At 61.0% G+C, this 13,640-nt stretch carries 7 protein-coding genes; 1 reads left to right on the top strand and 6 read right to left on the bottom strand.

The genetic code is table 11. The features are described from left to right. Positions 1-98: 98 nt before the first annotated feature. From PVV54_RS21990 to PVV54_RS21980, 3 genes are all read right to left on the bottom strand, one after another. The gene (locus tag PVV54_RS21990; RefSeq protein WP_274907251.1) at positions 99-998 is read right to left on the bottom strand and encodes a chemotaxis protein; all 900 of its coding nucleotides are present in this window, start codon (positions 996-998) and stop codon (positions 99-101) included. A 94-nt stretch (positions 999-1,092) separates the two neighbouring features. Then, on the bottom strand, positions 1,093-3,339 hold the full coding sequence (locus PVV54_RS21985) for an autotransporter outer membrane beta-barrel domain-containing protein (protein WP_274907250.1): 2,247 nt from the start codon (positions 3,337-3,339) through the stop codon (positions 1,093-1,095). Between the two features lie 128 nt (positions 3,340-3,467). Next, positions 3,468-6,056, bottom strand: coding sequence for an autotransporter outer membrane beta-barrel domain-containing protein (locus PVV54_RS21980; protein ID WP_274907249.1), 2,589 nt, complete (start codon positions 6,054-6,056; stop codon positions 3,468-3,470). A gap of 274 nt (positions 6,057-6,330) precedes the next feature. Here PVV54_RS21980 and PVV54_RS21975 point away from each other — a divergent pair, with 274 nt between their 5' ends. Then, positions 6,331-8,781, top strand: a complete 2,451-nt coding sequence (locus PVV54_RS21975) for a hypothetical protein (RefSeq protein WP_274907248.1) — start codon at positions 6,331-6,333, stop codon at positions 8,779-8,781. Positions 8,782-8,843: 62 nt separating this feature from the next. Here PVV54_RS21975 and PVV54_RS21970 read toward each other — a convergent pair whose 3' ends face one another. Genes PVV54_RS21970 through PVV54_RS21960 form a run of 3 tightly spaced genes read right to left on the bottom strand, consistent with a single transcriptional unit; the run spans position 8,844 to position 13,614 of the window. Beyond that, entirely contained in the window at positions 8,844-10,028 is a 1,185-nt protein-coding gene (locus tag PVV54_RS21970) for an HlyD family type I secretion periplasmic adaptor subunit (RefSeq protein ID WP_274907247.1), read from the bottom strand. Continuing rightward, positions 10,025-12,181, bottom strand: coding sequence for a type I secretion system permease/ATPase (locus tag PVV54_RS21965; protein ID WP_274907246.1), 2,157 nt, complete (start codon positions 12,179-12,181; stop codon positions 10,025-10,027). Before PVV54_RS21965 ends, PVV54_RS21970 begins: the two co-directional genes overlap by 4 nt. Further along, on the bottom strand, positions 12,178-13,614 hold the full coding sequence (locus tag PVV54_RS21960) for a TolC family outer membrane protein (protein ID WP_274907245.1): 1,437 nt from the start codon (positions 13,612-13,614) through the stop codon (positions 12,178-12,180). Before PVV54_RS21960 ends, PVV54_RS21965 begins: the two co-directional genes overlap by 4 nt. Positions 13,615-13,640 lie beyond the last annotated feature (26 nt).

The raw sequence follows: 13,640 nt of genomic DNA, 5'->3' as shown, positions 1-13,640 counted from the left end.
ACGCGGTTCCGGGATCAGCTCCGTGGGGCGCGGATTATGCCCCAGTCATCCCCGGCAGCAAGCCAGGGAGTTTGTCGCTGAATATAACAACACGCTCTTCAGCGCTCGGCAAACACCACCGTGCGCGCGGCCACCACCAGGCAGTCGGTCAGCTCGGGCGAGGAGAACTTGGTGAGGATTGCATTGGCCCCGGCCAAGCGGGCCTTCTCGGCGCTCATGGCGCTGTCCAGCGAGGTGTGCAGCAGCACATAAAGGTGCTGGAAATCCGGCGTTTCACGCAGCGTGCGGGTAAAGGCGTAGCCGTCCATCTCCGACATTTCGATGTCGGAGACGATGATGTTGATTTCCTGCGCAGTGCCTTGCAGCTCCAGCAGCACGTTGATCGCATCCTTGGCGCTGCGGGCGGTGTGGCACTCGATGCCCAGGTTGCGCAAGGTGTGCACCGATTGCTGCAGTGCCACCTGGCTATCGTCCACCACCAGGATGTTGGCGGCGGCCAGCAGGCTGGCGTCCTCTTCGTTCAGCTCGCCGGGAAGCGCTTCGGGCTTGGGCGGGGCGATGCCATGGATGACCTTTTCGATGTCCAGCACCTGGACCAGTGTGTTGTCGACACGGGTCACGCCGGTAATGAACGAGCGGTTGCCCGACCCGTAGGGTGGCGGCTTGATGTCGGTGCTCAGGCAATGAACGATGCGGCTCACCGCCTGTACATGCAGCCCTTGGCGCGAGCGGCTGATCTCGGTGACGATCAGGCAGCCGCCGTCCGGGTCGGCCAGCGGGCGTTCGCCAATGGCGCGGGACAGGTCGATCACCGACAGCGAATTGCCGCGCAGGGTTGCCACGCCTTTTACATGGGGGTGAGACTCGGGCAGCTTGGTCAAGGGCGGGCAGGTGATGATCTCGCTGACCTTGAGCAGGTTGATTGCCATCAACTTGCCGCTGCGCAGGGTGAACAGCAGCAGGGACAACGAGTCCGCGCGGGCGTTTTGCGTGGCCATGGTGACCTTCGTGGGATAGAGGGAATGCCAGCTTATCGGCCCGCGCCACCCAGGCTTTAGGCAAAAAGAAGGGGCCTTGCGGCCCCTTGGTGTTTCAGAAGTTGTAACGTACGCCCAGGTTGACGCCCCAGGGTTGTTCGATGTTTTTGCCTTTCATGTAGTCGAAGCCAGCGTTCACCTGCACGGTGTCGGTCACCTGCGCGGCCACCCCTGCGCCGAGTTCGATGCGGCTGCCCGACAGGTCGTTGTCGAACTTGTTGTCGTTGATCTTCACCTGGTTGTTGCGGGCAAACTCGTGGGCCGCCGCTACCTTCACGTAGGGCTGCACGAAGCCGCCCTTGTCCAGTGGGAAGGTGCGACCGACATGAGTACCGGCCTTGCCCAGCAGCGAGTCGGCGTTGTTTGCACTGGCACGCATCCCGTTGTCCAGGTTGTAGCTGGCGCCGTCGACCCACAGGGCCGAACCCTGGGCAAACGGTTCGACGAACCAGCCGTCGTCCAGCTTGATGTGTTTGCCCACTTCAACCGATGCACCGATGCCATTGTTGTCATAGTCACCCTTGGCTTTCTGGCCATCGCTCATGCGTACATCCGACGTGTTCCGGAAGCGGTTGGCTTTGATCAGCGCATCGATGTAAAGGCCATCGTCCGCCAGCCAGGTGGTGTAGGCACCCAGGTAGAAGCTGTCGACCCTGCCGGTGGTCCCGCCGGACAGGTCCAGGTCCGAACGGCTGTAACCGCCCATCACACCCACCAGCCATTGGCCGTTGCCTGAAGGCATGGGGGCGTCGGCACCAAACGCGATGCCTTGCTGGACTTGGTCATACGCCGCACCGGCGCCTGCCGCCACTTTGTACTTGTTGCCGTAGCTGCGCAGCCAGCCGCCGCCTTGTTCCTGGCCGTTGCGCAGTTCACCCATGCGCCCGCGCAGGGTGGTCGATTCGCCATACCACACGGTGGGCGCGGCACTGAACAGGCCGGTGACCGAGCGTGCGCCGGGGGTGGTGGTGTCGCCCTTGCGCACCAGGAACCAGTCGTCGCCACGCTGTTCCAGCTCGTAGGCGAAGGTGCCGAAGTCCACCTGGCCGCCAACCAGGTCAAACTGCGAGGTGCTGCCTTCGCCGGTGTGCACCACCTGGTGGGCGCCCACGTCGGCGCTGGGGTCGGCACCGGTGTTGGCCACCAGCAGGTTGTGGTTGCCGCTGGCCTTACCAGTGACATCGAGGAAGTCGCCTTGCTGAGTGGCCAGGTCGGTGCCCAGCATGAAGGTGCCGCTGCCGGACAGCTCGCCCAGCTGGAGGCGGCTGAAACCAGCGCTGCCATCGGTACCGCGCAGGTTGACGGTGCCGCCGTCCAGGGCCAGATTGTCGATGCTGGAATCACCTGTCATGGTCCAGGCCGAGGTGCTGTCGATGGCCAGGCTGCTGGCGTTCTCAATGCTTCCGGTCAGGCTGGCATGGTTGGTAAAACTCAGGTCCAGAGTGGCATCTTGCTCTGCGACGATGTTGCCGTTCAGCTGGCTGTTGTTCACGACCGCGTTTGCACGAGCACCATCGGCGACTTCCAGAACCACGCCGTTACCGCCGGAAAGGGTTGAACCGTTGTTGATCTCGATCTGTGCGGTTTCGTTAGAGTCCACAGTACGGGTGACCTTGATGGCACTGCCTTCACGGCCAACCGCAGCGGATTGATCGAGTACCAGTTTCGCGCCGTACTGCTCGGCACCTGTATAGCCCGAAAAAAGCACTATGCCATTGTTGTCGCCTGAAACAACGCTGCCTTCGCGGACCAGCGCCGTGGCGCCAGCCACTACCACACCTGCGCCTCCGGTCACGATACCGCTACCAGGCCCTCCGGCGTAACCTTCGACCTGCGTGTTGCGCAGGTCCAGTACGGCATTGTTGGTCACATTGATGCCACGGCCAACCCCTGAGACGGAGCTGTTGCTGACGCGTGCCGTCGAGGCCTGTTCCACGCCCATCAGGTTCATCCCGAAGGCAGTGGCGTTGGGTGTGGCAGGGTCGACTGCGCCAATGATGGTGCTGCCATCGATGACGGCATGGCTGTTGCTCAGCGTGAGTGCATGCAAGCCTACCGAGCTGACGTGGCCGCCCTGAATATTCACCTTGGAGCCGTCGGTGGCAAAAATCCTGTCGGTTTTGCCACCCGCCAGAACGTTCAGGGTTGCGCGTGTTTGCAGTTCATAACGGTACACAGGGCTGTCTTCGCGTACCCAATAGCCACTGTTCGGCGGCAGGACGATGGTTTCGATGGCCATTACCGGGGAGGCTGATGTGATGACCCCCAAGGCCACTAACGCGCAGATTCTCACGTGATTCATGGTCGTTCTCGTGTTGAAAAATTCAGACACGATTTGACCGGAATTTATTACTAATTCCCCTAGGCTAAATCCGATTAGCTTGTAGGAAAAGCCTACAAAACTGGAATCAAGTGAACTTTCCCCTCAATTCACCATACAACCCGGACACCTACATTAACCCCCCAGGGTTGTTCAATATTTTTCCCGTTACTGTAGTCGACATCGGCGTGAAGCTGCAGCACATCAGTAAGTTGGGCTGCAATCCCTGCACCGATTTCCCCTCGGCTACCCGACAGGTCGTCATGGAATGTGGTGTTATTGACCTTGATGTCATTGTTGCGCGCAAATTCACGTGCCACTGCCAGTTTCACGTACGGCTGCACAAAACCACCTTGTTGCAGTGGAAGGGTGCGGCCTACGTGAGTACCGACTTTCCCAAGCAGAGAGTTAGCCCGGTTGCTGTCGGCCTGTAGGCCATTGTCCATCTCGTAATGTTCGCCTTCTACCCAAAGGGCCGACAGTTGCATGTATGGCTCGACGAACCATCCGGCATTCAACTTGATGTGTCGGCCAGCCTCGAGTGTGCCGCCAACCCCATGGTTGTTGTAGTCCCCCGCTGATTTTTCGCCATCGCTCATGCGCACGTCAGCCTTGTTATCGAACCGGTTGGCTTTGAGGGTGGCGTCGAGATAGTAACCGTTGTCTCCAAGCCAGGTGCTGTACAGGCCAACGTAATAGCTGTTGACCTCGCCGTCACTACCCAGGCGCATATTCAGTTGCGAGTTGCTGTAACCGCCCATCAGGCCCACCAGCCAAGTACCGCTTTGGCTTGGCAGTGGAGTGTCTACCCCTAGTGAGACGCCTTGCTGTGTCTGTTCGTAATGCACCTGGTCGGCAGCCGATACCCGGTATTTGTTGCCATAGGTGCGTGCCCAGAATCCGCCTTGGCCCTGGCCATTTCTGAGCTCGCCCATGCGGCTGCGCAAGGTACTGAGCTCGCCATACCAAACCGTAGGTGCTGCACTGAACACGGCAATGGCCGTTTGAGTGCCGGGAGAGATGATCGGGGTTGAATCCTGCACCAGATACCAGTCGGTATCACGCTGTTGCAACTCGTACGAGAAGGTGCCGATGTCTACCAGGCCGCTGGCACTCTGCAGGGCAAAGCTGGCACTACCACCTTCGGTATGCACTACTCGCTGGGCGACATCACCCGCTGGCTCAACACCGGTGTTGACGATGGCCAGGGTGTGGCTGCCCTGCGCCAGGCCCTCAATATTCACCAAGTCGCTTTGCCCTAGTGCCAGGTCGGTGCCCAACACGAAGGCGCCGTTACCTTCAAGCCCCGAGGCGGTGAGTGTGCGAAATGTACCGTTGCCGCCGCCCAGGTTCACGGTGCCGCCATCAAGGCGCAATGCACCTACCTGCGAATTGTTGAGCATATCGAAGGTCGACCCGGTCTCGATGGCTGTAGTGCCAACATTGCTGACGGTGCCGATCAGCCGCGATCCGTTGGCCAGGCTCAGGGTGCTGGCGCTATTCGCATCCAGGGTCAAATCGCCGGTCATCTGGCTGTTGTTCAAGGCCAGGCTCCTGGCGTTGATGACCGAGCCGGCAAGGATGGACCCATTGTTCAGGGCCACCGAGGTGGTGCTGCCGGGCACCGAGGTAACATTGCCACTCATGCTGCTGGCGTCAAGGCGCAGGGTACCGATGTTCAGCACATTGCCGCTCAAGGTCGAACCGGCCAGCAGAGTCGCCGTTGAGGTCGACCCTTCAGGTTCGTTGACGTTGCCGCTGATGCTGCTTGCGTCCAGCGTCAGGTTGCGAACGTTATTCAACGTGCCCGTCAAGGATGCGCCGTTGCTCATCAGCACATCTGCCACCGCGCCGGTGGCTACCTGAACATCACCTGTCAGCTTACTTGCATCCACGGTCAGTTGCGCCTGCGCCACCCGGTTGGCCGGGTCGCCAGGAAGGCCGACTTCAAGCAGGGTGCCGTTGGCGGACTTCAGGGTTGAGCCTCCCCGCACTTCGACAGTGGCAAGCATCTGTTCTGTGCTCAGGTTACTGACCACAATCGTGCTACCGGTTTGCGATTCCAGCGTGGAGCCATCCAGCACCAGACGCGGGTCGGCGCTGCCCGGTGTGTTGGTGAACAAGCCGGCCGCCCAGTTGCTTCCAATGGCAGTGGTATTTTGCAGAATGGCTTCCCCGCCAACCAGCGTAACGCCCAGCCCACTGCCTGCAACCGAACCACCAACGGCGCCCGTGCCGGTGATGGTGGAATCAATCACTGTGGCACTGCTGCCCCCCGCGACATTGAGACCGCGGCCAGCTGCCGTGATGGTTGTGTTTTCCACCCGAACGGTTGAGCCGGGTATGGATTCGTCTACCCCCCTGACCACCGACAGCCCCGTGTTGTTTGTGGAGGTGATGGTGGATCCGCGAATGGTGCCCTGGCTTTCCGTCAACACCACCGCGCGCAGGTTGCCGCCACTCACCGTGGCGCCGTCGAGCGTTATGGTCGAGCCAGGGTTGGCAAGGATCGTCAGCGACTGCCCACCGGGCACGATCGTCAGGTTGGCTGCATCGAGCGTCCAGCGCTCGGCAGCATCGCCCGGGCGAATGGTGACACTGCTGCCAGGGGGGACATCAGCTGCGTTGGCAGGGGCGCAAAGGCTGATGAAAAGTGCAGGAAAAAACAAGGTGGATGCACGCTTGCGGTCAACACTCATCGGTTGTTCTCCCTTACCCAGCTTTGAGTTGGGCAGCTGCAAGTCTTGGTTTTCAGGCGTTGGTATTTTTATGGGCTAATGCGATTAAGTGATTTATACGCGCTACGGGGGCAATGGCCTACCTAGTAAAAATGCCAGGTTACAGGTGCTCTGCCTGAATTTAGTATTCGTGAGGGCGTTACATATACTCCAGCGCCCTGTGACGGTAGCCTGCTCCGGCAATTTTTCGGGGGGCTTTAATTTAGTCTGTCCGCTATTGTAAGGAAGGTGTTCGATGAATGTCCCTGCGCGTGTTTCAAAAGGTAAAGCCTACGGCCACAATGTGAGTGCGCGTAAGATTATGGCGCTAGATCAATTAATAGTTCCGGATCGTGAGCCGACGCGTGGTATTATTCCGATCGATAAACTAACAAACAGATTACCGGTTAAGATTAATAAGGGTCCGGATTTCAGGAACACACTATCTATTCAGTTGTTTATCAATGATGATTTTGAGGAGCCGGCAAATTTCATCGGGCTTCCTTTAGATCTTGCCAGCTTTGACTTGACTGATCCGACCCTCGTGGATTTTGAACTTTACTATGAAATAGCCGACTTTCCACCGGCGGGAACAAATGTCACGGTTTCGCTGAACTATTTCCTTTTTGACACCGCCTCAGAGGCCGCCGAGGCCGCCGCACTTCCCGTTTCCGTGCGCTTCGACCAAGAGGCTGCTGGCGGTGATGAATTACCGCCGATCGTTTTCACGGACGCACAGCTTGCTGGCATTACTGCTTCTGACCTTGATGCAAACGGCCGATTGAATGTGCTCATTGACCCTTACTACCTCAGCGAGGTAGACGATGTTGTAGAGTTGTGGTTGGGGACTGGTGCAGATGAAGCAACCGGTAACTATTTGACTCCAACTTTCCCTTTGACTGTACAGGGGGCAGTGATTCCAGTCTATTTCGAACGGCAACACCTTGATAATGCCGGTGATGCCATGAAGCTTTATTTTGGTTATCGCTCAACTGATCTTGCCGGTAATCAAACCGGGCTGTCGAGCCTTGTGGGGCTTGATGTGTTTATCAATCTGCCAACCCTTGAAGCGCCTGTGGTGCCAGAGGCACTTGATTTTGATCCCGATGGGCTGGTTACCTTTAATGATGCCAACCCAAGCGTTACCGTTGAGATTCCCCGGTATCCCGGGGCTGCGCTTGAGGACGAGATTACCGTCATCTGGGGGGGTATCAAGTTTGCAGCGTATCCTTTGATTCAGGCAGACCTTGATCGCGACCCACTTCTTCCCGTGGCGTACATTGAGGTGCTGTTTGACGTCGTGGAGCGTGCGGGTAGCTCTAACGATATCAAAGTGTCATATGAGATGCTCCGGACCGGTAACCCGGTGCTGCCGTCGCCGGAAACTATAGTGGCGGTCGACTTGAGTACACCCGGCGGCCCTGACCCGGACCCGGAACTTCCGGAACATACAAATCTTCAGGCACCCTCGATTCAGTGTGGGGCCAGCCCGGCCAACACAATTGAGCCAGCCGATTTCGGCAAGCCCGCAACAGCTACCGTTTTCCGGGTTGGGGTTGATTTGCAGCCGATCTGGCAGTTGGACGACGTCATCCAGATGCACTGGGGTTCAGTCTCAAACCCTCAAATCGGTACAGTTACAGTCAATGCTACCAACACAGGTGCCAACATTCCGGTCCCGATTCCTTTCGCGGACGTCATCGAGGCCGTTGGCGTAGGGGACATCGTCACTTACTTTACACTTACGCGTAAGCTCCTCACGCCAGGCGGTAACGAGGTTGAGGTAACGGTGAAGTCACCTGAGCAAATTGTAAAGGTAACCTCGGCAGGTGCTTTGCCCGGCGATGGTAATCAGCTTGCTGCAGGTGACTTCTGGGAAAAAAATGCCAGTAACATCATTACTCAGCGGGTTGGGGTAAGGGGCACGAGTGTCCGCATTAACCTGGCGGGTGTTTCCAATATTAGCTTGGCCTTGAACCCGAAAATTAGCTACAACTTCGTAGGCATCGAATCGGGTGATGCGACTGGGCCAGGTACCCCTCCCGGTGATGAGATCGAACCATCCCGGATCAATGAGGACGATGTACCGCTGGTGCAGGCCGATATTGATCGAGGGTACTTTGAAATACCATTGCCGTATGCCAAAACCTACTTCATTTGCCGGAATGGCGCGAAGTTAAATTATTCGCTTGCGAACGATTTGGGCCGTAACAGCAATCATGCAGAAGCCTTTGTCCGCTTTGCCATGAATGACGCCGGAAGCGTATGCCCTGTGCCGAGGCTGGCCAAACCGTCTGGTTCAAAGGGAACCTCAGGTATCAAGCCGCGCGCCAAAATAACCGGAGTACCCTCAACGCCACCCGCCATTGCCTTCACGGACGCACAACGCACAGGCATAACGGAGGAAGATTTAGAAACCAACGTATTGATAGTGGCGGTGAATCCCTATTTCGAAATGGCCAAAGGCCACACCCTCGTACCTTGGGTGGGTACTTCCCAAGCTGAGAGTTCGGGCAGCTACCTGGAACCTTCCAGTGCAGTGACTGAACCAGGCACGACGACGTTGATTGGCTTTGCGCGCGATGCTCTTCTGGCGTTGGGTAACAACCAGCGGCTCTACTTCGGTTACAAGATCATCGTTTCGGATGAAGAAGAAAGCGGCTTGTCGCGATCGGTAGGCATCCAGGTGGATCTGGATCAGAAGTGACGGAGGCTGGTAACGCACAGGGAGGGGCGTAAGCCCCTCTTTGTTATTGCGTACCGGCCGACTCAGCGTTCCCGTAGCGCCTCCTTGGCGCGGTTCAATGGTTTGATCAAATAGTCCAGGATAGTCTTCTCTCCGGTACGGATATCCACCGTGGCGATCATTCCCGGTACGATCGCAAAGTGCTTGCCGGCCTTGTTCTGCAGGCTGTCCTGCTCGGTGCGGATGAACACCCGGTAGTAGTAGATTTCCGGCTTCACCTCGTCCTGCAGCGTATCCGGCGAAATGCCCACCACCTTGCCGTCCAGCCCGCCGTACACCGAGTAGTCATAGGCGCTGATCTTCACCTTGGCTGCCTGGTCGGGGTGGATGAAGGCGATGTCGCGTGGCGCGATGCGGGTTTCGATCAGCAGGCGTTCGTCCATCGGCACGATCTTCATCACTTGCCCGCCGGGCTGCACCACACCACCCAACGTGGTCACTTCGATGTCCTTGACGATGCCGCGCACCGGCGAGCGCAAGGTCAGGCGCGACAGCGAATCGCTGCGCCCGCGCACCACCTCTGACAGGCTGTCGGCTTCGGCACTGGCCTTGGCGAGTTCTTCACGGGCGCGCACCAGGTAGTCGGAGCGGGCTTCGTTGGCCTTCAGTTCCAGTTCGGAGCGCTGGCGGTTGAGGCGGATGACTTCGACCCGGCTGGAGGCGCCCATCTTGGCCAGGTTCTCGGTAATCTTCAGTTCGCTGCGCACCAGCCGCAGCGAGTCCTCGATGCCGGCAAGCGTCTGCTCCAGGCCGCGGCGGCGGGTCTGGTAGAGCGCGGTTTCGGCGTCGATCAGCTCGGGCGAGCCCTGCAGGCTTTGGGGGAACACCAAGGGCTTGCCGGCCACCTCGGCCTGCAGCCGTGCCACGCTCGCTTTTGCCGCGCGGTACTTGGCCTCGCTTTCGCCAACGCTGGAGGCTGTCTTGGTGGGGTCGAGCTGGGCCAGCACCTGGCCACGTTCTACAAGGTCGCCTTCAGCCACGTTCATTTCGGCAACGATGCCCCCTTCGAACGACTGGATCACCTGCTCCCGCGAGCTGGGGATGACCTTGCCGGTGCCGGTGGACACTTCGGTCACCTCGAACCAGGCTGCCCAGGCCAGGAACGCGGCCAGCATCAGCGCACTGAGGGTGATGATGCGGCCCGCACGCAGCACGGCCTGGTCGTCCTGGCCGTCCAGGTAGGAGGCGGGAAGTTCATGCTGGCTCATGCCTGGGCTCCTTTCAGCTTGGCCAGGGCGGCGTCGCGCGGGTCGTCGATGACAATGCGCCCGGCGTCCAGCACGATGATGCGGTCCACGCGCTGCAGCACGCTCAGGCGGTGAGTGGCGATGACCAGCGTGCGGCCCTGGCAGAAGCGGTCGAGGTTATCCAGCAGCTTGCGTTCGGTGATGTCGTCCAGCGAGGCGGTAGGTTCGTCGAGCAGCAGCACCTGCGGCTGGCGTACCAGCAGGCGCGATAGCACCAGCGCTTGGCGTTGCCCACCCGACAACCCCAGCCCGCCTTCTAGGATCAGGTGGTCCATGCCCTTGGGCAGGCGGCGCACGAAGTCCAGTGCACCGGTGGCGGCCAGCGCGGCCACCAACTCCTGGTCGCTGGCCTGGCCGGCGCCGAGGGTGAGGTTTTCCCGCAGGGTGCCGTGGAACAGGCGGGCGTACTGGGGCAGCAGGCCGACGTCGCGGCGCAGGTCGGCGGGGTCGAGGTGGGCCAGGGCGATGCCGTCGAGGGTCACCTCGCCTTGAGTCAGGTCCATGGCGCCGCCCAACGCTTGCAGCAGGGTCGACTTGCCCGCACCGTTGCGGCCCAGCACGGCAATGCGCTCGCCGGGCTGGATGTCCAGTTGGCTGATGTTCAGCACCGGTGGTGCTTCGGGTTCGTAGCGGAAGTTGGCCTGGCGCAGCTTGTACTCGCCGCGGATGGCCGGCAGGTGCACGCGCGCTTCTCCTTCGGGGTGGTCCACGGGCGACTGCATCAGTTTATCCAGCCCGGTCAGGGCCACCTTGGCTTGCTGCCAGCGGGTCAGTACGTGGGTGAGCTGCGCCAGCGGGGCCATCATGCGCGATGACAGCATCGAGGCGGCCACCAGGCTACCGGTGGTGAGGTCACCGGCAATCACCATGGGCGCGCCGATGACGATGACCACGGCAAACACGGCACCTTGCACGTTCTGGGTCCAGGTCACCAGGCCATTGGTGAGGGTGCGCAGGTGCAGGTTGGTGTGGGCGCAGGTGGCGTTGTACTGGTTCCATTGCCGCTCGAAGCGAGCCTCGGCTTGCAGCGCCTTGATTTCGTCCAGGCCCTGAATGCTCTCTACCAGCATGGCGTTGCGCAGCGCCGATTCACGCATGGAGGCATTGGCCAGGCGAGCCAGCTTGCGCTGCGCCAAAAGCCCCGGCAGCACCATGGCCAACAGCGCCACCAGCGGGATGAACACCAGCACACCGCCGATCAGCCAGAACACAAACAGGAACAGCAGGAAGAACGGCAAGTCGGCCAGTACAGTGGCAGTGCTGGAGGTGATCAGGTCGCGGATCGATTCCAGCTCGCGCAATTGCGAGATGAACGAGCCGGTGGATTTGGGGCGTGCCGAGTTTTTCAGGCGCAGGGCGTGGCCGTAGACCAGGTCTGACACCCGCAGGTCGGCGCGTTTGCCGAGCAGGTCGGTCACCTTCAGGCGCAGCAGGCGCATGCTGAAGTCGAACACCAGCGCCAGCACCACGCCACCGAACAGCACATACAACGTGGGCAGGGATTCGGCCGGGATCACCCGGTCATACACCTGCATTGAAAACAGTACCCCGGCCAGCGCCAGTACGTTGGCCACCAGCGAAGCGACCATTACCTGCCCGTAAGGGCGCAGGTCGCGTAGCACGATACGGGCGAACCAATGGCGGTCGTAGGGGGCGGTGTAGTCGTCGGTGCGCACGTCGCGCAGCGGGCGTGCCGGGCGCATCAGTGCCACGCGGTTGATGCGGCCTTCGAGGGCTTCGCGGGGCAGGCGCGAAGTCAGGCCCTGGTCGCCGGCAAACACGATGGCCAGTTCGTTCTCTTCGGTCACCGCCTCGACCACGGCCAGCTGGCCATCGTCCAGCTCCAGTACCAGCGGCGTGCGCCATTGGCGCAAGGCTTTGGCGTCATAGCGCACGAAACGCAGCGTCAGCCCGGCCTGGCGCGCCATGTGCCGCAGGATTTCATCCAGAGGCCTGGCATCTTCCACGGCAGCCAGGCGAATGCGCTGGGGCGAGACGTCCAGGCGATAGTGGTGGGCGACTTGCAGCATGGCCTCCAGCCACGGCCCCAGGTCGGGGCGATGCACCTCGGCGGGTTCGGCGTTTTGCTGCGTCAGGTTGACCGTGTCGTTCATGGTTCGATCTCCACCCCTTGCAGGTTGCGCCCCACCAGCCCGAAGGCGTTACGCAGGGCGCCGGTGTTGTACAGGCAGTCCACATCCAGGCGCAGCAGGTCGGCGCGCGTGCCGGCGAGGTCGAAGCGCGACTGGTAGATTTCCTGTTCGGCGTTGAGTAGATCCAGCAGTGGCCGGGTGCCCAGGTCCAGGTACTGGCGGCCATACAGCTCGCGGGCTTCCTGGATGCTGACCTGGCGCGCCTCGAGCGAACTCAGGCGGCGGCTCAACCCGGAGGTCTGCGCCATGGCCTCGGCCAGGCCACGGCGGGCCTGCAGGCGGGCGGCGTCTTCGGCCGAGTCGGCGGCGGTCAGGGCGTGGCCGGCGGCGCGCGAGCGGGCACTGATGGCGCCACCTTCATAGATGGGTACTTCCACGTTGAGGTAGATGCCAGCCTGTGTGCGGTCGATGCGGTGGTTGTCGCGGTTGTAGTCGTCGTCCAGGTAGTGGTTGACCTGGGGCTGTAACGACAGGGTGGGGTAGGCCTCGGCCTTGGCCTGGGCCAGCTCGGCCTTGGACTGCGCGCGTTGGGCCAGGGCCATCAGCACCCCGGGGAGCAGGTCGGCGGAGGATGGCGGGCGAGCGCAGGCGCGGTTCAGTTCGGGCGGAGCCTCTTCGGCCAGCGCCGGCGGTGCCAGCCTGCCGAGCAACGCAGCAAGGATCGAGCGCCAGCGCTCGTACTGTGACTGGTATTCCTCCAGCGTGGCGCGTGCGCCTTCCACGCGGGACTCGGCCTGCACCACGTCCGAGCGGGTGCTGGCGCCCATGTCGCTGCGCTGGCGGGCCATGCCGGCCACATCGCCTACGCCACGGATCTGCTCGCGGGCAATGACCATGAGTTGTTCGTAGCGGCGGGTTTCGATCCACGCATACGCGGTGTCGCGGGCCAGGTCGTCGACCACCAGCAGGATGTTGGCCTGGGCGCGGGCGGCAGCGGCCTTGGCCGCGTCGACGGCGCTGTCGACCTTGCCGAAGTCGTAGAGCATTTGTTTGAGCGACAGGTTGAGCGCCTGGCTGTTGCGGTCCCCACCGTAGCCGGTGTCGTAACCGGTGCGGATGCCACCGGAAACCTGCGGATAGTAACCGGCGCGGGCAACGTTGATACCTTCGCCTTGCTTGTACAGGTTGCCAACCGCTTCGGCGATGCTCGGGTGCCACTGCGCAGCCGCCACCACGGCTTCGGCCAGCCCGAGCCGGTCGGCGTCGCGGGCAGCCTGGCCGGTGGGTGGGCGGGCAGGGATGGCGTTGGGCGCATCCCGCAGCTTGGAGGGGCCAATGTGGCGCAGTTGTGGGTCGATGTCGTCGGCTGCCAGGGCAGCCGGGTTGAAAGTCAACGCCAGGAGCCCGAAGGCGCCCGGCAACCACGGTGACAGCGGACTGCTTTTTCGCTTCACATGAATCCCTTACTGCTGGTTCGTCC

The organism is Pseudomonas sp. PSKL.D1, assembly GCF_028898945.1.
Taxonomy (GTDB): domain Bacteria; phylum Pseudomonadota; class Gammaproteobacteria; order Pseudomonadales; family Pseudomonadaceae; genus Aquipseudomonas.
This window is presented reverse-complemented; position numbering and strand designations above follow the sequence as displayed.

Coding starts and splice junctions, on each gene's coding strand:
- PVV54_RS21990 (WP_274907251.1), bottom strand. CDS start 998: ATGGCCACGCAAAACGCCCGCGCGGACTCGTTGTCCCTGCTGCTGTTC.
- PVV54_RS21985 (WP_274907250.1), bottom strand. CDS start 3,339: ATGAATCACGTGAGAATCTGCGCGTTAGTGGCCTTGGGGGTCATCACA.
- PVV54_RS21980 (WP_274907249.1), bottom strand. CDS start 6,056: ATGAGTGTTGACCGCAAGCGTGCATCCACCTTGTTTTTTCCTGCACTT.
- PVV54_RS21975 (WP_274907248.1), top strand. CDS start 6,331: ATGAATGTCCCTGCGCGTGTTTCAAAAGGTAAAGCCTACGGCCACAAT.
- PVV54_RS21970 (WP_274907247.1), bottom strand. CDS start 10,028: ATGAGCCAGCATGAACTTCCCGCCTCCTACCTGGACGGCCAGGACGAC.
- PVV54_RS21965 (WP_274907246.1), bottom strand. CDS start 12,181: ATGAACGACACGGTCAACCTGACGCAGCAAAACGCCGAACCCGCCGAG.